Origin of the sequence: Actinacidiphila glaucinigra (genome assembly GCF_900188405.1) — a bacterium.
Lineage (GTDB): Bacteria > Actinomycetota > Actinomycetes > Streptomycetales > Streptomycetaceae > Actinacidiphila > Actinacidiphila glaucinigra.
In genome coordinates this window covers 17,109-38,894 of sequence record NZ_FZOF01000001.1, presented here as the reverse complement: position 1 = coordinate 38,894, position 21,786 = coordinate 17,109, and the positions used below count along the sequence as shown (strand labels likewise).

Sequence of the window (21,786 nt, the reverse complement as noted above, 5' to 3'; positions counted from 1 at the left end):
CCACCTCCTGATCCGACCAAGGAGTCCCCCTTGCAGAACCGCACCCTCGGTTCCTCCGGCCCCGCCGTCTCCGCCCTCGGTCTCGGCGCCATGGGCATGTCCGCCCTCTACGGCGACGCCGACCGCGGCGAGTCGATCGCCACCGTCCACGCCGCCCTCGACGCGGGCGTCACGCTGATCGACACCGGCGACTTCTACGGCATGGGCCACAACGAGCTGCTCGTCGGCGAGGCCCTGCGCACGGCGTCCCCCGCCGACCGCGAGAAGGCGCTGATCAGCGTCAAGTTCGGCGCCCTGCGCGGGCCCGGCGGCGAGTGGCTGGGGCTCGACGGCCGCCCGGCCGCCGTGAAGAACTTCGCCGCGTACTCCCTGCAGCGCCTGGGCGCCGACCACATCGACGTCTACCGCATCGCCCGGGTCGACCCGGACGTCCCGATCGAGGAGACCGTCGGCGCCATCGCCGAACTGGTCGAGGCCGGCCACGTACGGCACATCGGCCTGTCCGAGGTCGGCGCCGCCACCCTGCGCCGGGCCGCCGCCGTGGCCCCGATCAGCGACCTGCAGATCGAGTACTCGCTGATCTCCCGCGGCATCGAGGCCGAGATCCTGCCCACCGCCCGCGAACTGGGCATCGGCGTCACGGCGTACGGCGTGCTGTCCCGCGGTCTGATCAGCGGGCACTTCACCCGTGACCGGCAGCTGGCCGGCAACGACTTCCGCGCGATGAGCCCCCGCTTCCAGGGCGAGAACCTGGAGCACAACCTGGGGCTGGTCGAGGCGCTGCGCAAGATCGCGGAGCAGAAGGGCGTCACGGTCGCCCAGACCGCCATCGCCTGGGTGCTGTCCCGGGGCGAGGACATCGTCCCGCTGGTCGGCGCCCGCACCCGCGAGCGGCTGGCCGAGGCGCTGGGCGCGCTGGACGTGACCCTGGACTCGGACGACCTGGCGGCGATCGAGACCGCCGTCCCGGCCGACGCGGCCGCCGGCGAGCGCTACCCGCAGTCGCAGATGGCGCACCTGGACAGTGAGCACCGGCACTGACGGGCACCCGCCCGGCCCTGGGAGAATGGCGCGCATGCCACCCGAGACGCTGACCGCCGAACGCATCCTCGAGACCACGGAAGAGGTGCTGCGCCGTTACGGCCCGGCCAAGGCCACCGTGGTCGACGTGGCCCGTGCCCTCGGGGTCAGCCACGGCAGCGTCTACCGGCACTTCCGCACCAAGGCCGCGCTGCGCGAGGCGGTCACCCAGCGGTGGCTGGACCAGGCCCACGCGGAGCTGTCGGCGCTGGCGGAGGACGGCGGGCGGCCGGCCCAGGCGCGGCTGCGCGCCTGGCTGGAGGCCCTGTTCGCGGCCAAGCGGCGCAAGGCTGGCGGCGACCCCGAGCTGTTCGCCACGTACATGGCGCTGACCGAGGAGCACAGCTCCGTGGTCGCCGAGCACGTCGCGGTCATGGTCGGGCTCCTCACCCGGATCATCCGGGACGGCGCGGCCGGCGGGGAGTTCGCCGCCGGCGACCCGGAGGCCGCCGCGCAGGCGGTGTGGGACGCCACCGTCCGCTTCCACGACCCGGCGTACGCCGCCGAGTGGTTCACCCCGGGCATCGACGCCGCGTTCTCCGCGGTCAACGACCTGATCCTGCGCGGCCTGCGGGCCTGAGCCCCGATCGCCCGGACGCCCGGGCCGGCGCAGGCACGAAGGCGCCCGGCCGCTCCCCTCTCGGGAGCGGCCGGGCGCCTTTCGCGTACGTCCGGGTCCGGACCTAGCAGCCGAGCAGGCGACCGCCGAGGTAGGCCTCGACCTGGTCCAGCGAGACGCGCTCCTGCTTCATGGTGTCGCGCTCGCGCACGGTGACCGCGTTGTCCTCGAGGGTGTCGAAGTCGACGGTCACGCAGAACGGGGTGCCGATCTCGTCCTGACGGCGGTAGCGGCGGCCGATGGCACCCGCGTCGTCGAACTCGATGTTCCAGTGGCGGCGCAGGTCGGCCGCGAGGCCCTTGGCCTTCGGCGAGAGCTCCGGGTTGCGCGACAGGGGCAGGACGGCGACCTTGACCGGGGCCAGGCGCGGGTCGAGCCGCATGACGGTGCGCTTCTCCATCACGCCCTTCGCGTTCGGCGCCTCGTCCTCGTTGTAGGCGTCGAGCATGAAGGCGAGCATGGCGCGGTTGAGACCGGCCGCGGGCTCGATGACGTACGGGAAGTAGCGCTCACCGGCCTCCTGGTCGAAGTACGACAGGTCCTGGCCGCTGGCCTGGCTGTGCGCCTTGAGGTCGTAGTCCGTGCGGTTGGCGATGCCCTCCAGCTCGGAGAACTCGGTGCCGCCGAAGTTGAAGCGGTACTCGATGTCGGTGGTGCGCTTCGAGTAGTGGGAGAGCTTCTCCTTGGCGTGCTCGAACCAGCGCATGTTCTCCTCGCGCAGGCCGAGGCCCCGGTACCAGTCCCAGCGCTGCTGCATCCAGTACTCGTGCCAGGTCTCGTCCTCGCCCGGCTTGACGAAGAACTCCATCTCCATCTGCTCGAACTCGCGGGTCCGGAAGATGAAGTTGCCGGGCGTGATCTCGTTGCGGAAGGACTTGCCGGTCTGGGCGATGCCGAACGGCGGCTTGCGGCGCGAGGTCTGCTGCACGAGGCCGAAGTTGGTGAAGATGCCCTGCGCGGTCTCCGGGCGCAGGTACGCGACCGCGCCGGAGTCCTGGGTCGGGCCCAGGTGCGTGGAGAGGAGGCCGGAGAACTGCTTGGGCTCGGTGAAGGTGCCCTTGTTGCCGCAGTTCGGGCAGTTGAGGTCGGACAGGCCGTTGGCCGGCAGGTGGCCGTGCTTGGCCTCGTACGCCTCCTCCAGGTGGTCCGCGCGGTAACGCTTGTGACAGGAGGTGCACTCGGTGAGCGGGTCGGTGAACGTGGCGACGTGACCCGAGGCCTCCCAGACCTCGCGGGCCAGGATCACCGAGGAGTCGAGGCCGACCACGTCCTCCCGGGAGGTGACCATCGCACGCCACCACTGGCGCTTGATGTTCTCCTTCAGTTCGACGCCCAGCGGTCCGTAGTCCCAGGCGGCCTTCTGACCGCCGTAGATCTCGCTGCAGGGGAAAACGAAGCCACGGCGCTTGCTCAGGCTGACGATGGTGTCGATCTTGTCGGCGGCCACGGTGCTCTCTTCAGACGACGAAGCGGTCGGTGGAGTCGCCGGCTCGCGTGCGGTCCGGCGAATACCTCAGATTACCGGCGCGTGCGGGGGCTGTATCAAATCGGTTCCGCACTCCGGGAGGGCCCGCGTCCGATCTCGGGGTCAATTGACAATCGTTTCCAGTTTTGTTGAAAATGGGTGTCATGAACATAGGTCGCGCTCTGGTCCCTCTCGCCGCCCTCGCCGGGCTGGCCGCCCTCTCCGCCTGCTCCACCGCGGGCGCGGGCGGCGAGGACGGCAGGCTGAAGGTCACCGCTTCCTTCTACCCGATGCAGTTCCTGGCCGAGCAGATCGGCGGCGGGCACGTCGACGTGACGGAGCTGACCAAGCCCGGGACCGAACCGCACGACCTGGAGCTCACCCCACGGCAGACCGGCGAGCTGGGCGAGTCCGACGTCGTCGTCTACCTCAAGGGCCTGCAGCCCGCCGTCGACGACGCGATAGCCCAGTCCGGCGTGGAGAACACCGTCGACGCCGCCGCGCTGACCCCGCTGGAGGACCACGGCACCGAGGTCGACGGCCACGACCACGGCAGCGAGGACGGCCACACCGGGCACGGGGACGAGGACGCCGGCGCCGACCCGCACATCTGGCTCGACCCGGTCCGCTACGCCGAGGTCGCCGAGGGCGTCGGCAAGGCCCTCGCCAAGGCGGACCCGGGCCACGAGGCGGTCTACGAGAAGAACACCGCGGCGCTGGTGAAGAAGCTCGGCGCGCTGAACACCGACTTCCAGGACGGGCTGAAGAACCGTTCCTCGGACACCTTCATCACCACCCACGCCGCCTTCGGCTACCTCGCCGAGCGCTACGGGCTGGTCGAGCAGGCGATCAGCGGCATCGACCCGGAGTCCGAGCCCAGCGCCGCCCGGATGAGGACGCTGCACACCCTCGCAGAGGACAAGGGCGTCAGCACCGTATTCTTCGAGACGCTGGCCAGCGACAGGACCGCCAGGACCCTCGCCGGCGACCTCGGCCTGAAGACCGCGGTGCTGGACCCGATCGAGGGCATCACCGACAAGTCCGCGGGCCGCGACTACTTCGAGGTCCAGCACAGCAACCTTCAGGCCCTGCGCGCGGCGCTCGGCGCGAAGTGAGGCGATGATGACGGAGCCCGGTACGGAGGCTGGAATGGACACGGTCATATCGATGCGGGGTGCGACCGCCACGCTCGGCTCACGGCCGGTACTGCGCGGCGTCGACCTGACCGTGCGGCGCGGCGAGGTCGTCGCGCTGCTCGGCGCCAACGGCTCGGGCAAGTCCACCGCGATCCGCGCCGTGGTCGGCCAGGTGCCGCTCACCTCGGGCGGGCTGGAGCTGTTCGGCACCCCGCTGAACCGCTTCCGCGACTGGGCCCGGATCGGCTACGTGCCGCAGCGCACCACGGCGGCCTCCGGCGTCCCCGCCACCGTCCGCGAGGTCGTCTCCGCCGGGCGGCTGGCCCGTACGAAGCTGGGCCTGCCCCGCAAGGCGGACCGCCGGGCCGTGGAGCACGCCCTGGAGCTGGTCGGGATGGCCGACCGGGCCGCCGACCCGGTCGAGGCGCTCTCCGGCGGCCAGCACCAGCGGGTGCTGATCGCCCGCGCGCTGTCCGTCGAGCCCGAACTGCTGATCATGGACGAGCCGATGGCGGGCGTCGACCTCGCCAGCCAGGAGGTGCTCGCCGGGACGCTGCGCGAACAGGTCTCGCTGGGCACCACCGTCCTGCTGGTGCTGCACGAACTCGGGCCGCTCGAGCCGCTGATCGACCGCGCGGTGGTGCTGCGCGACGGCTGCGTCGTCCACGACGGCCCCCCGCCGAAGGCCCAGGGACAGCACGCGCTGCCCGGCCACGACCATGTCCACCCGCACGCCGGTCACGCGGCCGAGCCGATCCGGACGGGGCTGTTCTGATGGAGCTGTTCTCCTACGCCTTCATGCAGCGGGCGCTGATCGCCGCCGTCCTCGTCGGCATCACCGCCCCCGCGATCGGCATCTACCTCGTCCAGCGCCGCCAGTCCCTCATGGGCGACGGCATCGGCCACGTCGCCCTCACCGGTGTCGGCCTCGGCTTCCTGCTCAGCGCCAATCCGGTGTGGATGGCGACGGCCGTGGCGGTCGCGGGCGCCGTCGTCATGGAACTCATCCGCTGGTACGGCAGGACGCGCGGCGACATCGCGCTCGCCATGCTCTTCTACGGCGGCATGGCGGCCGGTGTGCTGTTCACCTCGCTCGCGCCGAACGGCTCCAACGCCAACCTGCTCACCTATCTGTTCGGCTCCATCACCACCGTCTCCCCGCAGGACATCACCGCGATCTGCCTGCTGGCCGGCTTCGTGGTGCTGGTCACCGTGGGCCTGCGGCGGCAGCTGTTCGCGGTCTCCCAGGACGAGGAGTTCGCCCAGGTGACCGGACTGCCGGTGCGGCTGCTCAACCTGCTGGTCGCCGTCACCGCGGCGGTCACGGTCACGGTCGCCATGCGGGTTGTCGGGCTGCTGCTGGTCAGCGCGCTGATGGTGATCCCGGTCGCCGCCTCGCAGCAGATCGCCCGGAGCTTCGCCACGGCCTTCGCGCTGTCGGTCGTGATCGGCGTGGTGGTCGCCTTCTCCGGGACGGTGACCTCGTACTACGCCGACGTGCCCTCCGGGGCGACCATCGTGCTGCTGGCCATCGGCGTCTTCGTCACGCTGACGCTGCTGGCGGCGCCGCTGGCGAAAAAGCGTGCACGCCGTGCCGCAGGGGACGGAACACGGTGCACCCTGGAGGTACCCGCGGCGCGTCCCACCGAGGACGACGTCCGGGTATGAGCTCCAGGCCTGGCAGAATGACCGACCGAACCGACCGAGTAGGAGGCCACCGGTGACGACCGCCAAGCCCCCCGTCCGCGGACGATCGACACGGCAGCGTGCCGCCGTCGCCGCGGCCCTCGCCGAGGTCGACGAGTTCCGCAGCGCCCAGGAACTGCACGACCTCCTCAAGCACCGGGGTGACTCGGTCGGCCTCACCACGGTCTACCGCACGCTGCAGTCCCTCGCCGACGCCGGCGAGATCGACGTGCTCCGCACCGGGGAGGGCGAGTCCGTCTACCGCCGCTGCAGCAGCGGCCACCACCACCACCTGGTCTGCCGCGTCTGCGGCAAGGCGGTCGAGGTCGAGGGTCCCGCGGTCGAGAAGTGGGCCGACACCATCGCCGAGGAGCACGGCTTCGTCGACGTCGCCCACACGGTGGAGATCTTCGGCACCTGCGCCGACTGCGCCGGCTGCGGCGGACCCGTGCGGGCCTGATCCCGCGCCGGTCAGCGGTCGTAGCAGAGGTACGAACCGTCGTCGGCCCGGGAGACCGCGTCGTACGACCAGCAGTGCAGGACGGGCCCGACGGTGTACGTCCGCCACGCGAGGAGCGCGGCCAGGCACAGGGCCGCGCCGCGCGCCGCCCTTGAACGCCGGACCGCCACCGCGACCCCGCCCGCGGCGAGCAGGGCCGCGAGCGCGCATAGGTAGACGACCATGGGAGCGGTGTTGTCGCGCAGGCCCAGACCCGACTCCATGTCCATCGTGGCGAGGTAGCCGAGCATCACCAGGCGGGCGCCGGCCGCGAAGAGCACCGCCGCGGTGCAGCCGCGCGCGGCGGTGTCCCCGCCACACCGCGTCGCCGTCGCGCCCGCCCTGCGTACCGGCCGCGCTGTCGACGCCTTCCATGCCCGTCCCCCCGTGACCGCGGTCGCCCGGTGGGCGACCGCGGGGTGACTACTCGCCGTCCGCGCCGCTCTCCGTGCCCGGCGGCTGCTCGTTGGGGATCGCCCCGCCGAAGCGGCGGTCGCGGGAGGCGTACTCCAGGCACGCGCGCCACAGGTCGCGGCGGTCGAAGTCCGGCCAGAGCACGTCCTGGAAGACCATCTCGGCGTAGGCGGACTGCCAGATCAGGAAGTTGGAGGTCCGCTGCTCCCCGGAGGGCCGGACGAACAGGTCCACGTCCGGCATGTCCGGGTGGTACATGTACTTGGCGAGGGTCTTCTCGTCGACCTTGGAGGGGTCGAGGCGACCCGCCTTTATGTCCTCGCCCAGGCGCGCCGCCGCGTCGGCGATCTCGGCGCGGCCGCCGTAGTTGACGCACATGTACAGCGTCATCGCGTCGTTGTCGCGGGTCATCTCCTCCGCGACCTGGAGCTCCTTGACGACCGACTTCCACAGCCGGGGCATGCGCCCGGCCCAGCGGATGCGGATGCCCATCTCGTGCATCTCGTCGCGGCGGCGGTGGATGACGTCCCGGTTGAAGTTCATCAGGAAGCGGACCTCGTCGGGGGAGCGCTTCCAGTTCTCGGTCGAGAAGGCGTACAGGGAGAGGTTCTTGACCCCCAGCTCCAGGCAGCCCTTGAGGACGTCCAGCACGACCGACTCGCCGATCTTGTGCCCCTCGGTGCGGGGCAGACCGCGCTCCTTGGCCCAGCGGCCGTTGCCGTCCATCACGATGGCCACGTGCTGGGGGACCAGCTCCCCCGGGATCTTGGGGGGCTGCGCGCCGGACGGATGCGGGTCGGGAGCCCGGTACTCGCGCCGGGGACGGCTCAGAATCCCGCGTACTGCCATGACCTTGCTCTCCACTTCCTGTGCCTCACGACTTGGTGCTGCCGGGCCCGCCGGGTACCGCTACTTTTCGATGAAGCGCAGACTGCGCAAGCCGCGCTCCAGGTGCCACTGCAGATACGCGGCGACCAGTCCGCTGCCCTCCCGGCAGTGGCGCGGTTCGCACGCGTCGGCGGTCTCCCAGTCCCCTCCGAGCAACGCGCCGAGGAGTTCCAGTGACTCCAGTGAGGGTACGACGCTTCCGGCCGGGCGGCACTCGCCGCATACGACTCCTCCCGCCGCGACCGAAAAGAACCGATTGGGGCCGGGCATCCCGCACTTCGCGCAGTCCCCGAAGCTGGGGGCGTAGCCGTTGACCGCCAGCGAGCGCAGCAGGAAGGCGTCGAGCACCAGGCGCGGGTCGTGCTCACCGTCGGCGAGCGTGCGCAGGCCGCCGACCAGCAGCAGGTACTGCTGCACGGCCGGTTCGCCCTCGTGGTCGGTGAAGCGCTCGGCGGTCTCCAGCATCGCCGTGCCCGCGGTGTAGCGGGCGTAGTCGGTGACGATGCGGCTGCCGTAGGGGGCGATCGTCTCGCCCTGGGTGCACAGCGGCAGACCGCGGCCGATCAGCTCTCCCCCGCGCGCGAAGAGCTGCACGTCCACGTGGGAGAAGGGCTCCAGCCGCGCCCCGAACTTGGACTTCGTCCGCCGCACGCCGCGGGCCACCGCCCGCACCCGGCCGTGCCGGCGGGTGAGCAGGGTGATGATCCGGTCCGCCTCGCCCAGCTTCTGGGTGCGCAGCACGATGCCGTCGTCGCGGAACAGACTCATGCGCCCATTCTCCCGTACGGAGCGAGCGGTCCGGCCCGGGTCGTACGCTACGGCTCATGTCGATCACAGCGACCGTCGCCGTGCTGCTCATAGCGGCCCTCCACGTCTACATCCTGGTCCTGGAGATGTTCCTGTGGACCACCCCCCGTGCCAGGGGAGCCTTCGGGACCACCGCGGAGTTCGCGCAGGAGAGCAAGGCGCTCGCGGCCAACCAGGGGCTCTACAACGGTTTCCTCGCCGCCGGGCTGGTGTGGGGCGCCGTCGCCCCGGACCCGGTGGGCTTCCAGGCGAAGGTGTTCTTCCTGGTCTGCGTGGCGGTCGCCGGGCTGTACGGCGCCGCGACGGCGAGCCGGCGCATCCTCTTCGTGCAGACCGTGCCTGCGCTCGTCGCCCTGGCGCTGGTGCTGGCGGCCCGCTGACGGACTCCGTCACCCACCGCATCACGGCCGCCGGCCCCGACGGCACCGAACTGGAGGTGCTGCGGCTACGCGGACCGGCAGCGGCGGATGCCGGAGACCCGGCACTGCGCATGGCCCGAGCAGATCACCTGGGGCGGCGCCAGGGACAAAGGCGCCGGCCCATCTGTCGCAGGCCCACGGCGCCACCGGGGCGCCGGCGGTGGCCGCGGACGGACGGACGCCGGGCACGACGGTGTGGGCCGTGCTCGCCTGCTTCGCCGTCGCCGCCGCGATCCTCCTCTGGGCGGTCAGCCGCTGAGCCCCGCCGTCCCGCCGGGGGCGACCAGCCCCGACTCGTAGGCCGCGATCACCAGCTGGGCGCGGTCGCGGGCGCCGAGCTTGCCCATGATCCGGCTGACGTGCGTCTTGGCGGTGAGCGGGCTCAGGCCCAGCGCCTCGGCGATCTCGGTGTTGTTCAGGCCCCGCGCGACGAGGGTGAGCACCTGCCGCTCCCGTTCGGACAGCGCGGCCAGGCGTTCCGGCGCCGGGCCGCCCGGCGGCGGCCCCTCGGGCAGGCGCAGCACCCGGGCGATGAGCCGTGCCGTCGGTCCCGGCGAGAGCAGCGCCTCGCCCGCGGCGACCGTGCGGATGGCGTCGAGCAGGTCGGCGGGGCGGGTGTCCTTGACGAGGAAGCCGCTGGCCCCGGCGCGCAGCGCGGGCAGGACGTGTTCGTCGCTGTCGTACGTGGTGAGCACCAGCACCCGGACGCCGGCCAGGTCCTCGTCCGCGGCGATGAGCCGGGTGGCCTCGATGCCGTCGAGGTCCGGCATCCGGATGTCCATGATCACCACGTCGGCGCGGCCGGCACGTGCCGCCGCCACGGCCTCCCGCCCGGTCGCCGCGTGCCCGACGACCCGCATGTCGGGGGCGGACTCGACAAGCATCGCGAAGGCCTCGCGGACCAGGTTCTGGTCGTCGGCGAGCAGGACCCGGATCACGCGGGGCCTCCCGCGAACACGCCGCCCGCGCCGAGCGGGAGGACGGCGGCGACGGCGAAGCCGCCCTCCGCGGAGGGGCCGGCCGTCAGGGTGCCGCCGACGCTGCGGGCCCGCTCGCGCATGCCGATGAGGCCGTAGCCGGCCGGGGCGGGCTCCTCCTGCGGCGGTCCGGACGGCGCCACGGCCCGCCAGGGACGCCATCTGCCGTCCTGCTGCGGCGGGGCGGGCGCCTCCGCCTCTCCGCAGCGGGGGCCGTCGTCGGTGACGGCGATGCGCAGGGCCGCCGCCTCGGCGTCCAGGGACACGCCCACCCGGACCCGGGTGCCGCCGCCCGCGTGACGTACCGCGTTGGTCAGTGCCTCCTGCACGATCCGGTACGCCGCCGCGCCGATGGCCGGGGGGACCCCGTCGGCACCGGGCGCCACCGCCAGTTCCACGCGGGCCCCGGCGGCCTCCGCGGACCGGGCGAGGTCGGTGACCCCGGCCAGGCCCGGCAGCGGACCGCGTTCGTCGTCGCCGCGCAGCACCTGCAGGGTGGCCCGCAGTTCCGTGCGGGCGTCACGGCAGGTCTGCGCGATGTTGTCCAGGGCCCCGGCGACGGCCGTACGGTCCAGCCGGTCCGGGTCGGCGAGCAGCACATGGGCGGCGACCGAGGTCTGCACGCCGATGACGGTGATGCTGTGGGCCAGCAGGTCGTGCAGGTCCCGGGCGATCCGCAGCCGCTCCTCGGCGACCCGGCGGGCCGCCTCCTCCTCACGGGTGCGCATCGCCCGCTCGGCGCGCTCCACGACCGCCGCCACGTACTTGCGCTGGATCCGCACCGCCTCGCCGACCAGGGCCATCGCCAGCACCCAGCCGCCGCTGCGGAGCATGTCGCCGACCGCGTGCCGGTCCGGGGTCGCGGCCATCACCGACGCCATGATCCCGACGACCGCCGTCACCGTCGGGAAGGTCCGCAGCGGCGGCCCGGCCACGGCCAGCGAGTACACCGCGACCATGCTTGCCGGCACGACGGCCACGTGGAGGTTGTCCAGGGCGTGGTAGGGGCCGACGGTCAGGACGGTCGCGATCATCACGGCCATCGGCACCCGCCGCCGCGCCGTCAGCACCAGCGCGCTGACGACGAGCAGCGTCCAGCCCACCGCGTCCGGCCGGTGCCCGTTCCGCTCGGGGAAGAACACGGCGAGCGCGCACTGCGCCGCGAGCACGGCGACGGCGAGCAGGGCGTCGCCGTGGGAGGCGAGGACGATGCGTGGCTGCTTGGGCACGGCTCCATCTTCCGTTACGGGGTCGGGGAGTTCCCAGGGTGCTGTGCGGACCGGCCGAGCCGGCCCGGCCACCACACCCGCCGCCCCAGCAGCAGGCTCGCCGACGTGACGAGGCAGGTCCGCACCAGGAAGGTGTCCAGCAGCACGCCGACCGCGATGACGAAGCCGAGCTCGACCAGCGACACCAGGGGCATGGAGAGCAGCACCGAGAAGGTCGCCGCCAGCACCAGCCCGGCGGAGGCGATGACCCCGCCGGTGGTGCGGAGCGCGGTGAGGGCCGCGGCGGCGGGCGCGGCACCGGCGAGCGACTCCTCGCGCATCCGGTGCATCAGGAAGATGCCGTAGTCGACGCCGAGCGCGACGAGGAAGACGAAGGAGAGCAACGGCAGCGCCGGGTCGGTCCCGCCGAAGCCGAAGAGCGGGCCGAAGACCAGGCCGCCGATGCCCAGCGACGCTCCCCACACGGCGATCACCGCCGCGACGAGCAGCAGCGGCGCGACGATGCTGCGCAGCAGCGCGACGAGGACCAGCAGCACCGACAGCAGGACGAGCGGCACGACCAGCAGGCGGTCCCGCGCGCTGGTGTCCGCGAGGTCCAGTTGCTGGGCGCCGGGCCCGCCGACGTACGTCCCGTAGCGGCCGTCCAGTTCCGCGCGCAGCGCCTCGACGGTGGCGGCCTCGCCCGCCGAGTCCGGCACCGCCCGGGCGGTGACGGACAGTTCGGTCCAGCCGCCGCCGCTGCGGCCGCGTTCCACGGCGGTGACGCCCTCGGTCGTCCGGGCGGCCGCCGCGACCTCCGCGGCCCGGCCGGCGGGCGCCATGACGGTGATCGGCTGGGCGCCGCCGTCGCTGTCCGCGCGGGCGAGGGTGCGCATGGCCGCGACCGATTCGGGGGTGCTGGTGAAGGCGCCGTCGTTCTTCAGGCCGCCGGGCAGGTTGACCGCGCCGAGGGCCAGCGCGCCCAGCAGGACCGCACCGCCCGTGAGCACCGCGAGCGGCCGGCGGGCGACGGAACCGCCCATCGAGGTGAACAGTCCCCGCCGCGCGGGCGGTTCGCCGCCGTACACCGGGACCAGCGGCCAGAAGACCCGGCGGCCCAGCAGCACCAGCAGCGCGGGCAGCAGGGTCGTCATGGCGGCCAGCGCGCACAGCACCCCGACCGCGGCGATCGGCCCCATGCCGCGGCTGCTGTTGAGGTCGGCGGCGAGCAGGCAGAGCAGGCCCGCGGCCACCGTCGCGGAGGAGGCCAGCACCGCGGGTCCGCAACCGCGCAGCGCGGCGCGCATGGCGTCGTACGGGCGCGGCACCCGCCGGAGTTCCTCGCGGTAGCGGGAGACGAGCAGCAGGGCGTAGTCCGTCCCGGCGCCGAAGACGAGGATGGTCATCACGCCCTGGCTCTGGCCGGTGACGGTGATGTCGAAGGCGCGGTGGAGGCCGTGGACCGCGGCCATGGCCGTGGCGTCGGCGGCACCGGCGACCAGGAGCGGCAGCAGCCAGAGCAGCGGGCTGCGGTAGATGAGGATCAGCAGGACGGCGACGACGGCCACCGTGGTGTACAGCAGCGGCCCGTCGAGCGAGGAGTAGACCTCCTTCATGTCCGTGCCGACCGCCCCGGGACCCCCGACCTGGACGGTCAGCCCGTCGCCGCCGGCCGCCACGGCGCGCACGTCCTCGACGAAGGCCTCCACGGCCGCGTCGTCCTGGCCGGGCTCGGTGCTCTCCACCGGGTACATCAGCGTGCTGCCGTCCTCCGACCGGACGCCGCGCGGCTGCCCGGCGCCGGTGAGCCGGTGCGCCTTCGCCACGTCGGCCATCTGGCCCGCGGCCGTGGCCCGGTCGGCGGCGGTCAGCCCGCCGTCGCGGTGGTAGACGACCAGCAGCCCGGTCGCCTCGCCGCCCGGGAGCGCGTCCTGCAGCGCGGCCGCCCGCGTCGAACCGGCGCTCGCCGGGAGGTAGTCGACGGCGCGGTTCTGCTGGTCCCCGGCGAGGCTGCCCGCCATCGGGCCGGCGAGCGCGAGCACCGCGAGCCACAGGACGAGCACCCCCCAGGGCACCAGGCGCGCCGCGCGCCGTCCGTCCTTTTCGCGCCGCGGCGGCGCCTGCGCCGGCGCGTCCGCCGTGCTCTTCGTGCTGGTGGCCCCCATCGCGGGCCTCCCTCCGGGCCGGTGGTCTGGTGGCTTCCAGACTCCCGGCCGCGGAGCGCCGTTTCGTCGGGCCCGAGGGCGAACCGCGCGTTACTACCCGGGGTGCGGGACGGGTCCCGTTACTCCCCGGGGAGTACGCCCGGCGGTGGCGGGGTGGCGGGGGTTGGCGTGGGGGCGGCCGTCAGGACGGCGTGCGGGCCGCGGCCTCCAGGATGCGTTCGGTGTCCGCGCCGACGAGGCCGAGGCAGCGGCCGACGGCACCGAGGACCTCCCGCTCGGCGGGCAGGTAGGGGCCGTCGGCGAGGGCGATGAGGGCGCCCTGCAGCAGGACGTGCTCGCGGCCCTGGGGGGCCAGGTGCCGGGAGAGGGGCTCCAGGGCCTCGTGGAGTTCGATGGACAGCCAGCTACCGCAGCCGTCGAGGGCGTCCGCGAGCCCGTCGGCGTCCAGCGCGTCGGAGGCGCCGGGGAACCGGCCCTCGTCGGCGACGATCGCGGCGAGCAGGCCGAGCAGTTGGTCCTCGGTGCAGTCGGTGAACCCGGCCGAGCGGACCGCCCCGACGGCGGCCTCGCGGGCGCCGCGCCCCATCGCGCCGCCCGCGGTGAGCACGGCGAGGGCGACGGTGTGGACGGCGTCGCGGAGCATGGCGGAGAAGACCGTGGTGGTGGGCTGCTCCAGGACCTCCGGGCCGTGGTGCGTGCGGCACACCACGCACTCCACGACCGTGCCGGCCGAGCCGCGCGGCAGCAGGGGCAGGCCCAGCAGGGTCAGCCGGCGGGTGCCGGTGCGCCGCCGGTAGCCGCGGTCGCCGCCGCAGCCGGCGCAGAAGAACTCCCCGTCACCTTCGGTGTGCCAGACCGTCCGCACGCCCAAGATGCACAAGCCCTTGATCTGGAGCACTTCGCACCCTCCGGCCGCCATCCCGATTACACCGGTTCGTCCCATTACGCGCCGTACGCGTGGGTAACGCTCCGGCAACGGCGCCGTAATGACGTGATGTTAGCCACATGAGCAACGCGCAGTCAGTACCACGAGAGGGCCGAATACAAGAATCGGCCACGGCGCCCGGGCGGGCGCCGTGGCCGGTTCACCGTCCGCGGTGACTAACGGGCCGCGCGGTTGACGGCGGAGACGACCGCCTTCAGCGAGGCGCGGGTGGTGTTGGCGTCGATCCCGATGCCCCACAGGACCTTGCCGTCGATGGCGCACTCGATGTACGAGGCGGCCTGGGCGCTGGCGCCCTCGCTCATGGTGTGCTCGGTGTAGTCCAGCAGACGGGCGTCGACGCCGACCGAGGCCAGCGCGTCGAAGAACGCGGAGATCGGGCCGTTGCCGGTGCCGGTCAGGACCGTCTCCGCGCCGTCCACGACCGCCTCGACGGTCAGGGTGTCGGTGCCGTCGCTGCTGGTCGAGGTCTGCGCCGAGCGCAGGACGATGCGGCCCCAGTTGTTCTCCGGGGTGGGCAGGTACTCGTCCTCGAAGATCGCCCAGATCTCCTTCGGGGTGACCTCGCCGCCCTCGGCGTCCGTCTTCGCCTGGATGATCTTCGAGAACTCGATCTGCATGCGGCGCGGCAGGTCCAGCTTGTGGTCGTTCTTCAGGACGTACGCGACACCGCCCTTGCCGGACTGCGAGTTCACGCGGATCACGGCCTCGTAGGAGCGGCCGACGTCCTTGGGGTCGATCGGCAGGTACGGGACCGCCCACTCGATCTCGTCGACCGTCTTCCCCCGGGCGGCCGCGTCGGCCTCCATGGCGTCGAAGCCCTTCTTGATGGCGTCCTGGTGGGAGCCGGAGAAGGACGTGTAGACCAGGTCGCCCACGTACGGGTGGCGCGGGTGGACCTCCATCTGGTTGCAGTACTCGGCGGTGCGGCGGACCTCGTCGATCTGCGAGAAGTCGATCATCGGGTCGACACCCTGGCTGAACAGGTTCATGCCCAGGGTGACCAGGTCGACGTTGCCGGTGCGCTCGCCCTGGCCGAACAGGCAGCCCTCGATGCGGTCGGCGCCCGCCATCAGCGCCAGTTCCGCGGCGGCCACGGCCGTGCCGCGGTCGTTGTGCGGGTGGACCGACAGGCACACGAACTCGCGGCGCGACAGGTTCCGCGACATCCACTCGAAGCGGTCCGCGTGCGTGGAGGGCGTGGAGCGCTCCACGGTCGCCGGCAGGTTCAGGATGATCTCGCGGCCCTCCTCGGGCTGCCAGACGTCCATGACCGACTCGCAGACCTCCAGCGCGAAGTCCAGCTCGGTGTCGGTGAAGATCTCCGGGCTGTACTGGTAGCCGAAGACGGTCTCGTCGCCCAGGATCTTGTCCGCGTACTCCATGACCAGCCGTGTGCCGTCCACGGCGATCTGCCGGATCTGCTCCTTGGAACCGCGGAAGACCACCCGGCGGAAGGTCGGGGCGGTCGCGTTGTACAGGTGCACCGTCGCGCGCGCCGCGCCGCGCAGCGACTCCACGGTCCGCTCGATCAGCTCCTCGCGGGCCTGGGTCAGTACGGAGATCGTGACGTCATCGGGGATCGCGCCCTCCTCGATGATGGAGCGCACGAAGGCGAAGTCGGTCTCGCCCGAGGCCGGGAAGCCGACCTCGATCTCCTTGTAGCCCATCTTCACCAGCAGGTCGAACATCGCGCGCTTGCGGGCCGGCGACATGGGGTCGATCAGCGCCTGGTTGCCGTCCCGCAGGTCGGTCGACAGCCAGCGGGGGGCCTTGGTGACACGCCGGTCGGGCCAGGTGCGGTCCGGGATCTCCACGGCCTCGTACGGCGTGTACTTGTGGACCGGCATCGCGGTCGGGCGCTGACGCACGGTCGCGGCGGTGATGGGCGTGGGGCGGCCGACGGCGTTCGGGGTGGACATCTGCGGGGGTGCTCCTCGGTTGCGGCTGTGGAAGCGGCCGACCGGCGCTGGTGCAACGCCAAACCCCGCGGGGAGGGAGTCGACCTGGACTACAGGCCCTCGCCGCGGCAGCTAAGAAGAAGCAGCCCGAAACGCATGATGCTGTCGACCATAGCCGAGCCCCCGGGGACCCTGCAGCCGCTGCGGCGTTCTTCTCAGTATGCAAGACCGCCCGTGATGACATGAAAAACGCATATCTTCCCCCCTTTTCGTGGATCATGGTGACACCTAGTGACAGACAGTGAGCACCGTGCCACATTGCCCTGCATGGAGCAGACACCCGTTTTCTGCACGATCGTGCCGCCGCACGTCCTCGACAAGGTCGCCCGGAACGAGGACCGCGCACTCGCCGAACCCGCCCGCCGCACCCTGGAACGCGACGCCGCGGAGCGCACCCGCCGCCGGCTGACCACCGTCATCGGCGCCCTCCCAGTGCCCGGGGCGGAGCCGTCGGACCGGCCGCGCCGCACGATCAGCGACGCCGAGCACCGTACGGACCTGCCCGGGCGGGCCGTCCGCGGGGAGGGCGACCCCGCCCTCGCCGACGCCACCGTCAACCGGGCCTACGACGGGCTGGGGGCGACCTTCGAGCTCTACCTGACGGCGTACGGCCGCCACTCCATCGACGACTCCGGGCTGCCGCTGGACGCCACCGTCCACTACGACCGCGACTACAACAACGCCTTCTGGAACGGCGAGCAGATGGTCTTCGGGGACGGCGACGGGGAGATCTTCCTCGACTTCACGCTCCCCCTCGACGTCATCGGTCACGAACTCACCCACGGCGTCACCCAGTACACCGCCAACCTCGACTACTTCGGCCAGTCCGGCGCCCTCAACGAGTCGATGTCCGACGTCTTCGGCTCCCTCATCAAGCAGTACGCGCTCGGCCAGACCGCCGACGAGGCCGACTGGCTGATCGGCGCCGGACTCCTCGCCCCGCGCGTCACGGGAGTGGCGCTGCGCTCCATGAAGGCCCCCGGCACGGCGTACGACGACGACGTCCTCGGCAAGGACCCGCAGCCCGGCCACATGGACGCCTACGTCCGCACCTCACGCGACAACGGCGGCGTGCACATCAACTCCGGCATCCCCAACCGGGCGTTCCACCTGCTCGCCACCGCGCTGGGCGGCAACGCCTGGGAGCGGGCCGGGCTGGTCTGGTACGACGTGCTGACCGGTGGTGCGCTGCCGCCGAGGGCGACGTTCGCCGAGTTCGCCCAGGCGACGGTGGCCGCGGCCGCCGGGCGCTTCGGCGAGGGCGAGGAGCACGCGGCGGTGGTGAAGGCGTGGTCGGAGGTCGGCATCGCGACCGCCCTCGGCGGCACCGACGTGCCACGCCAGTCCCCCGCCCCGGAAGGTGCGCGACCGCCCGCCCAGGGGTAGACGTCCGCCATGCGCATACAGGTGATCCGCTCCGGCGGTTTCGCGGGGATCGAGCGCCGGGCCGTGCTGGACACCGCCGGCCGGCCCGACGCCTTCCGACTGCACACCCTGGCCCGCGACGTCCTCGCGGGGGACCAGGGCGGGCCCCCGCAGGGCGTTCCGGACGGCTTCCGGTACGAGATCGCGGTCGACGGCCGCACGGTGCACTGCGCCGACCCGTGGCTGACGGAGGAACAGCGCGAGCTGGTCCAACTGGTGCTGAAGGAGGGCGCCTGACGTCCCTCGCCGCCCGCGGTGCCGTCCGGTTCCCACGGCGCCGCCGGCCCGGGGCCGGGCCTCCGTCCCGGAGGGTCAGAAGCCGAGCTTGCGCAGCTGCTTGGGGTCGCGCTGCCAGTCCTTGGCGACCTTCACGTGCAGGTCGAGGAAGACCGGCGTCCCGAGCAGCGCCTCGATGTGGCGGCGGGACTTGGTGCCGACCTCCTTCAACCGGGCGCCCTTGGGGCCGATGATGATGCCCTTCTGGCTGGGGCGCTCGATGTAGATGTTGGCGTGCACGTCCAGCAGCGGCTTCTCCGCGGGGCGGCCCTCGCGCGGCAGCATCTCCTCCACCACGACCGCGATGGAGTGCGGCAGCTCGTCCCGTACGCCCTCGAGCGCGGCCTCCCGGATGAGCTCGGCGACCATGACCTGCTCGGGCTCGTCGGTCAGGTCGCCCTCCGGGTAGAGCGCGGGGCCCTCCGGCAGCAGCGGGACGATGAGGTCGGCGAGGAGGGAGACCTGCTTGTCGCCGACCGCGGAGACCGGGATGATCTCGGCCCACTCGATGCCCAGCTCGGCGCCGAGCTGGGCGACGGCCACCAGCTGCTCGGCGAGCCGCTTGGAGTCCACCAGGTCGGTCTTGGTGACGATGGCCACCTTGGGGGTCTTGCGGACCTCGCCCAGCTCCTTGGCGATGTAGCGGTCGCCGGGGCCGAGCTTCTGGTCGGCGGGCAGGCAGAAGCCGATCACGTCGACCTCGGCCCAGGTGGTGCGGACGACGTCGTTGAGGCGCTCGCCGAGCAGGGTGCGCGGCTTGTGCAGACCGGGGGTGTCGACGAGGACGAGCTGGGCCTCGGGGCGGTGCACGATGCCCCGCACCGTGTGCCGGGTGGTCTGTGGCCGGTTGGAGGTGATGGCCACCTTCGTGCCGACCAGAGCGTTGGTCAGGGTGGACTTGCCCGCGTTGGGGCGGCCCACGAAGCAGGCGAAGCCGGCCCGGTGGGCGGGGGCGGGGGTCGTCTCGGTGCGAACGCTCATGGCGACCATTGTCCCTGATCCACCGGGCCCGGCCGACGCCCTCGCCCGGCGGCCGGAACCGCCGGTGTCCGGCGCGGGGCGGCGCGCCGCGGGCGCGCGCGTCGGCCGGCGGTGCGTCCTCCCCGCTGACCTGTGCCTTCCGCGCGGGTCCGGGCGCTCGGGGTGCGTTTCCCGGGCCGTCGCCCAGCGTTCCGCCGGGAGCACGGAACCGTCCAGCAGGCACTGCTATGACCGATGGCTATGGACGTCAACCTGCGTGACCTCCGCTACTTCACCGAGGTCGCGGACGAGCTGCACTTCACCCGTGCCGCCGAGCGGCTCCACATCTCCCAGCCCGCGCTCTCCAAGCAGATCCGGGCTCTCGAAGGGCGGCTCGGCTTCAGCCTCTTCCACCGCGGGTCGCGCAGCGTCGCGCTCACCGCGCAGGGCGAGGCACTGCTGCCCGCGGCTCGCGCCCTGATCGGCGACTGGGAGCACGCCCTGCGCGCGGTCCGGGCGAAGGATCCCGCTCCGGGCTGACCGCCGGCCACCACCGGCGGGCCGGGACGGCTGAGGACCTCGCGGACTCAGCCGGCGGTGACCGTCGCCCTGACGGCGCCGTCGGGCCCGGCCAGCAGCACGGGGGTGTCGGCGCCGCCCAGGTCGCGCACGGCGGCGCGGTCCGCGTCGGGCACCGCGTCCGCCTCGGACACCACGGCCGCCGCCTCCAGTGACGTGGCTCCGCTCGCCACGGCCATGGCCACCGCGGTCTGCAGCGCGCTGAGCGACAGCGACTCCAGGGCGACGGTGCCCGCCACATAGGTGCGGCCCGTCTCGTCGCGGACCGCCGCGCCCTCGGGCACCCCGTTGCGGGCCCGGGTCGAGCGGGCCAGGGTGATGATCTTGCGGTCTTCCGGGGGCAGCTCGTCGCTCATGGCGGTCAGCGTAGTGCGCGACCGCGTCCCCTTCGAGGACGGGGCCTTGCCATGATCACGGCACGAAGGACGGCGCGGCACTACCCGCCGTGCATCGCCCCGTCCGGCTCGGGACCCGCGCCGTCCTCGTCCACGACGGCCGCGACCGGCTCGACGAGGACCGCGCCGATCCGGTTGCGACGGCCCGACGGGGCCTCCGCGGTGAGCCGCAGCGCGGCCGGCGCGTTCGGGGCCGAGGCGGTCTCGGGGAGCGTGACGACGGCGGAGGCACCGGGGATCGGCACCCGGCCCAGGGTCTTGGCGAGCAGGCCGCCGACGGTCTCGACGTCCTCGTCGTCCAGGTCCACCCCGTAGAGCTCGCCCAGGTCGCCGAGGTCGAGGCGGGAGGTGACGCGGTAGCGGCCCCCGCCGAGCTCCACGACCGGCGGCAGCTCGCGGTCGTACTCGTCGGTGATCTCGCCGACGATCTCCTCCAGGATGTCCTCGATGGTGACGATGCCGGCCGTGCCGCCGTACTCGTCGATGACGACGGCGACGTGGTTGCGCTCGCGCTGCATCTCGCGCAGCAGGTCGCCGGCGTTCTTGGTGTCGGGGACGAAGTAGGCCGGGCGCATCAGCGAGGAGACGGGGTCGGTCTCGGCGTCCCGGTTGATGTGCACCCGGCGGGCGAGGTCCTTGAGGTAGACGATGCCGACGATGTCGTCCTCGCTCTCGCCCGTGACCGGGATGCGCGAGAAACCGCTGCGCAGGGCGAGGGTCATGGCCTGGCGGATCGTCTTGAAGCGCTCGATGGCGACGAGCTCGGTCCGCGGCACCATCACCTCGCGGACCAGGGTGTCGCCGAGCTCGAAGACGGAGTGCACCATGCGGCGCTCCTCGTCCTCGATGAGCGACTCGCTCTCGGCGAGGTCCACCAGCGCGCGCAGCTCCGCCTCGGAGGCGAACGGGCCCTGGCGGAAGCCCTTGCCGGGGGTGAGGGCGTTGCCGAGGAGGATCAGCAGCGCCGGGACCGGGCCCATGACCCGGGCCAGCGGCAGCAGCACGTAGGCCGCCGCGGTGGCGGTGTTCAGCGGGTGCTGGCGGCCGATGGTGCGGGGCGAGACGCCCACCGCGACGTACGAGACCACGATCATGACGGCGACCGCCACCAGGACCGCCTGCCAGGTCCGCTCGAAGTGCCGGACGCACACGACGGTCACCAGCACCGCCGCCGCCATCTCGCAGGCCACCCGGACCAGCAGCGCGACGTTGAGGTAGCGGGTCGGGTCCGAGGAGACCGCCAGCAGCTTGTCCGCCCCGCGCCGGCCGGCACGCACCGCGGCCTCCGCCCGGAAGCGGGAGGTGCGGGCGATACCGGCCTCGGCGCAGGCGGCCAGCCAGGCGACGACGACCAGCAGGACGGCGAAGACCACCATCGCGATCAGTGGGTGGTCGTCGGGGCCGGCGAGGGCCCCTGGATGCCGCGCTCGGCGCGCCAGCCGTCGAGGATGGCCTTCTGCAGGCCGAACATCTCGGCCTTCTCGTCGGCCTCCTCGTGGTCGTAACCGAGCAGGTGCAGCACCCCGTGGACGGTGAGCAGCTGCAGCTCCTCGTCCATGGAGTGCTTGGTCACGGCCTCGTCGCCCTGCTTCTTGGCCACCTCGGGGCAGAGCACGATGTCCCCGAGCAGCCCCTGCGGGGGCTCCTCGTCGTCCTTCCCGGGACGCAGTTCGTCCATCGGGAAGGACATGACGTCGGTGGGGCCCGGTTCGTCCATCCACTGGATGTGCAGCTGCTCCATGGCGTCGGCGTCGATCGCGATGACCGAGAGCTCGGACAGCGGGTGGATGCGCATGTGCTGCAGGGCGTAGCGGCTGATGTCGAGCACCGCCGCCTCGTCGAAGTCCCAGCCGGATTCGTTGTTGACGTCGATCGCCATAGTGC

General features: G+C 72.7%; 23 protein-coding genes. 10 read left to right on the top strand and 13 right to left on the bottom strand.

Annotated elements, in window-relative coordinates; all coding sequences use genetic code 11:
• Nucleotides 1-30 precede the first annotated feature (30 nt).
• Both CHF15_RS00210 and CHF15_RS00205 read left to right on the top strand, forming a co-directional pair.
• The gene (locus CHF15_RS00210) at nt 31-1,041 is read left to right on the top strand and encodes an aldo/keto reductase (RefSeq protein WP_089221515.1); all 1,011 of its coding nucleotides are present in this window, start codon (nt 31-33) and stop codon (nt 1,039-1,041) included.
• A gap of 34 nt (nt 1,042-1,075) precedes the next feature.
• A complete protein-coding gene (locus CHF15_RS00205) occupies nt 1,076-1,660 on the top strand; it encodes a TetR family transcriptional regulator (RefSeq protein ID WP_089222137.1) in 585 nt (194 codons plus the stop codon).
• 103 nt (nt 1,661-1,763) lie between these two features.
• On the opposite strand, the gene CHF15_RS00200 is transcribed toward CHF15_RS00205, so the two are convergent.
• Nucleotides 1,764-3,146, bottom strand: coding sequence for a glycine--tRNA ligase (locus CHF15_RS00200; protein WP_089221514.1), 1,383 nt, complete (start codon nt 3,144-3,146; stop codon nt 1,764-1,766).
• 182 nt (nt 3,147-3,328) lie between these two features.
• Between CHF15_RS00200 and CHF15_RS00195 the strand changes: the two genes are divergently transcribed.
• From CHF15_RS00195 to CHF15_RS00180, 4 genes are read left to right on the top strand one after another with little or no spacing between them, the layout of a single operon-like run.
• A complete protein-coding gene (locus tag CHF15_RS00195) occupies nt 3,329-4,279 on the top strand; it encodes a metal ABC transporter substrate-binding protein (RefSeq protein WP_089221513.1) in 951 nt (316 codons plus the stop codon).
• A gap of 34 nt (nt 4,280-4,313) precedes the next feature.
• The gene (locus tag CHF15_RS00190; RefSeq protein ID WP_089221512.1) at nt 4,314-5,075 is read left to right on the top strand and encodes a metal ABC transporter ATP-binding protein; all 762 of its coding nucleotides are present in this window, start codon (nt 4,314-4,316) and stop codon (nt 5,073-5,075) included.
• The gene (locus CHF15_RS00185; protein WP_089221511.1) at nt 5,075-5,968 is read left to right on the top strand and encodes a metal ABC transporter permease; all 894 of its coding nucleotides are present in this window, start codon (nt 5,075-5,077) and stop codon (nt 5,966-5,968) included. The genes CHF15_RS00190 and CHF15_RS00185 overlap by 1 nt, the downstream gene beginning before the upstream one ends.
• 52 nt (nt 5,969-6,020) lie before the next feature.
• Complete coding sequence (locus CHF15_RS00180; protein ID WP_089221510.1) at nt 6,021-6,446, top strand: Fur family transcriptional regulator; 426 nt, start codon at nt 6,021-6,023, stop codon at nt 6,444-6,446.
• 11 nt (nt 6,447-6,457) lie between these two features.
• On the opposite strand, the gene CHF15_RS00175 is transcribed toward CHF15_RS00180, so the two are convergent.
• From CHF15_RS00175 to recO, 3 genes are all read right to left on the bottom strand, one after another.
• Nucleotides 6,458-6,766 carry a hypothetical protein gene (locus CHF15_RS00175; protein WP_089221509.1) on the bottom strand — a complete coding sequence of 103 codons (309 nt, stop codon included), beginning with the start codon at nt 6,764-6,766 and terminating at the stop codon, nt 6,458-6,460.
• Between the two features lie 142 nt (nt 6,767-6,908).
• A complete protein-coding gene (locus CHF15_RS00170) occupies nt 6,909-7,748 on the bottom strand; it encodes an isoprenyl transferase (RefSeq protein WP_089222136.1) in 840 nt (279 codons plus the stop codon).
• 60 nt (nt 7,749-7,808) lie between these two features.
• Nucleotides 7,809-8,555 (bottom strand): DNA repair protein RecO, encoded by a 747-nt coding sequence (recO, locus tag CHF15_RS00165; RefSeq protein ID WP_089221508.1) that lies wholly within the window; start codon nt 8,553-8,555, stop codon nt 7,809-7,811.
• Nucleotides 8,556-8,611: 56 nt separating this feature from the next.
• On the opposite strand from recO, the gene CHF15_RS00160 reads away from it, so the two are divergent.
• Nucleotides 8,612-8,974, top strand: coding sequence for a DUF1304 domain-containing protein (locus CHF15_RS00160; protein ID WP_089221507.1), 363 nt, complete (start codon nt 8,612-8,614; stop codon nt 8,972-8,974).
• Nucleotides 8,975-9,261: 287 nt separating this feature from the next.
• On the opposite strand, the gene CHF15_RS00150 is transcribed toward CHF15_RS00160, so the two are convergent.
• The 5 genes from CHF15_RS00150 to leuA form a co-directional block, all read right to left on the bottom strand.
• Nucleotides 9,262-9,951 carry a response regulator transcription factor gene (locus tag CHF15_RS00150; RefSeq protein ID WP_089221506.1) on the bottom strand — a complete coding sequence of 230 codons (690 nt, stop codon included), beginning with the start codon at nt 9,949-9,951 and terminating at the stop codon, nt 9,262-9,264.
• Nucleotides 9,948-11,219, bottom strand: a complete 1,272-nt coding sequence (locus CHF15_RS00145; protein WP_410169611.1) for a sensor histidine kinase — start codon at nt 11,217-11,219, stop codon at nt 9,948-9,950. Before CHF15_RS00145 ends, CHF15_RS00150 begins: the two co-directional genes overlap by 4 nt.
• Before the next feature lie 14 nt (nt 11,220-11,233).
• On the bottom strand, nt 11,234-13,363 hold the full coding sequence (locus tag CHF15_RS00140; protein WP_245938605.1) for an MMPL family transporter: 2,130 nt from the start codon (nt 13,361-13,363) through the stop codon (nt 11,234-11,236).
• Nucleotides 13,364-13,544: 181 nt separating this feature from the next.
• Nucleotides 13,545-14,282: a TerB family tellurite resistance protein gene (locus CHF15_RS00135; protein WP_089221504.1), complete on the bottom strand. Its 738-nt coding sequence runs from the start codon at nt 14,280-14,282 to the stop codon at nt 13,545-13,547.
• Between the two features lie 182 nt (nt 14,283-14,464).
• Entirely contained in the window at nt 14,465-16,228 is a 1,764-nt protein-coding gene (leuA, locus tag CHF15_RS00130) for a 2-isopropylmalate synthase (RefSeq protein ID WP_089221503.1), read from the bottom strand.
• A gap of 306 nt (nt 16,229-16,534) precedes the next feature.
• Here leuA and CHF15_RS00120 point away from each other — a divergent pair, with 306 nt between their 5' ends.
• Nucleotides 16,535-17,653, top strand: a complete 1,119-nt coding sequence (locus CHF15_RS00120; protein WP_089221502.1) for a M4 family metallopeptidase — start codon at nt 16,535-16,537, stop codon at nt 17,651-17,653.
• A 9-nt stretch (nt 17,654-17,662) separates the two neighbouring features.
• Nucleotides 17,663-17,929, top strand: coding sequence for a protealysin inhibitor emfourin (locus tag CHF15_RS00115; RefSeq protein ID WP_089221501.1), 267 nt, complete (start codon nt 17,663-17,665; stop codon nt 17,927-17,929).
• Nucleotides 17,930-18,004: 75 nt separating this feature from the next.
• Here CHF15_RS00115 and era read toward each other — a convergent pair whose 3' ends face one another.
• The gene (gene era / locus CHF15_RS00110; RefSeq protein WP_089221500.1) at nt 18,005-18,958 is read right to left on the bottom strand and encodes a GTPase Era; all 954 of its coding nucleotides are present in this window, start codon (nt 18,956-18,958) and stop codon (nt 18,005-18,007) included.
• 225 nt (nt 18,959-19,183) lie between these two features.
• On the opposite strand from era, the gene CHF15_RS00105 reads away from it, so the two are divergent.
• The gene (locus CHF15_RS00105; RefSeq protein ID WP_410169610.1) at nt 19,184-19,468 is read left to right on the top strand and encodes a LysR family transcriptional regulator; all 285 of its coding nucleotides are present in this window, start codon (nt 19,184-19,186) and stop codon (nt 19,466-19,468) included.
• A 47-nt stretch (nt 19,469-19,515) separates the two neighbouring features.
• Here CHF15_RS00105 and CHF15_RS00100 read toward each other — a convergent pair whose 3' ends face one another.
• From CHF15_RS00100 to ybeY, 3 genes are all read right to left on the bottom strand, one after another.
• On the bottom strand, nt 19,516-19,863 hold the full coding sequence (locus tag CHF15_RS00100; protein ID WP_089221498.1) for a cytidine deaminase: 348 nt from the start codon (nt 19,861-19,863) through the stop codon (nt 19,516-19,518).
• Between the two features lie 80 nt (nt 19,864-19,943).
• Nucleotides 19,944-21,278 carry a hemolysin family protein gene (locus CHF15_RS00095; RefSeq protein ID WP_089221497.1) on the bottom strand — a complete coding sequence of 445 codons (1,335 nt, stop codon included), beginning with the start codon at nt 21,276-21,278 and terminating at the stop codon, nt 19,944-19,946.
• 5 nt (nt 21,279-21,283) lie between these two features.
• Complete coding sequence (gene ybeY / locus CHF15_RS00090; RefSeq protein ID WP_089221496.1) at nt 21,284-21,781, bottom strand: rRNA maturation RNase YbeY; 498 nt, start codon at nt 21,779-21,781, stop codon at nt 21,284-21,286.
• Nucleotides 21,782-21,786 lie beyond the last annotated feature (5 nt).

Excerpts from the sequence above, each read along its gene's own strand:
- CHF15_RS00205 (WP_089222137.1), top strand. The coding sequence starts at position 1,076 with ATGCCACCCGAGACGCTGACCGCCGAACGCATCCTCGAGACCACGGAA.
- CHF15_RS00195 (WP_089221513.1), top strand. The coding sequence starts at position 3,329 with ATGAACATAGGTCGCGCTCTGGTCCCTCTCGCCGCCCTCGCCGGGCTG.
- CHF15_RS00190 (WP_089221512.1), top strand. The coding sequence starts at position 4,314 with ATGGACACGGTCATATCGATGCGGGGTGCGACCGCCACGCTCGGCTCA.
- CHF15_RS00185 (WP_089221511.1), top strand. The coding sequence starts at position 5,075 with ATGGAGCTGTTCTCCTACGCCTTCATGCAGCGGGCGCTGATCGCCGCC.
- CHF15_RS00170 (WP_089222136.1), bottom strand. The coding sequence starts at position 7,748 with ATGGCAGTACGCGGGATTCTGAGCCGTCCCCGGCGCGAGTACCGGGCT.
- recO (WP_089221508.1), bottom strand. The coding sequence starts at position 8,555 with ATGAGTCTGTTCCGCGACGACGGCATCGTGCTGCGCACCCAGAAGCTG.
- CHF15_RS00160 (WP_089221507.1), top strand. The coding sequence starts at position 8,612 with ATGTCGATCACAGCGACCGTCGCCGTGCTGCTCATAGCGGCCCTCCAC.
- CHF15_RS00140 (WP_245938605.1), bottom strand. The coding sequence starts at position 13,363 with ATGGGGGCCACCAGCACGAAGAGCACGGCGGACGCGCCGGCGCAGGCG.
- CHF15_RS00135 (WP_089221504.1), bottom strand. The coding sequence starts at position 14,282 with ATGGCGGCCGGAGGGTGCGAAGTGCTCCAGATCAAGGGCTTGTGCATC.
- leuA (WP_089221503.1), bottom strand. The coding sequence starts at position 16,228 with ATGTCCACCCCGAACGCCGTCGGCCGCCCCACGCCCATCACCGCCGCG.
- CHF15_RS00120 (WP_089221502.1), top strand. The coding sequence starts at position 16,535 with ATGGAGCAGACACCCGTTTTCTGCACGATCGTGCCGCCGCACGTCCTC.
- CHF15_RS00115 (WP_089221501.1), top strand. The coding sequence starts at position 17,663 with ATGCGCATACAGGTGATCCGCTCCGGCGGTTTCGCGGGGATCGAGCGC.
- era (WP_089221500.1), bottom strand. The coding sequence starts at position 18,958 with ATGGTCGCCATGAGCGTTCGCACCGAGACGACCCCCGCCCCCGCCCAC.
- CHF15_RS00105 (WP_410169610.1), top strand. The coding sequence starts at position 19,184 with ATGGCTATGGACGTCAACCTGCGTGACCTCCGCTACTTCACCGAGGTC.
- CHF15_RS00100 (WP_089221498.1), bottom strand. The coding sequence starts at position 19,863 with ATGAGCGACGAGCTGCCCCCGGAAGACCGCAAGATCATCACCCTGGCC.
- CHF15_RS00095 (WP_089221497.1), bottom strand. The coding sequence starts at position 21,278 with ATGGTGGTCTTCGCCGTCCTGCTGGTCGTCGTCGCCTGGCTGGCCGCC.
- ybeY (WP_089221496.1), bottom strand. The coding sequence starts at position 21,781 with ATGGCGATCGACGTCAACAACGAATCCGGCTGGGACTTCGACGAGGCG.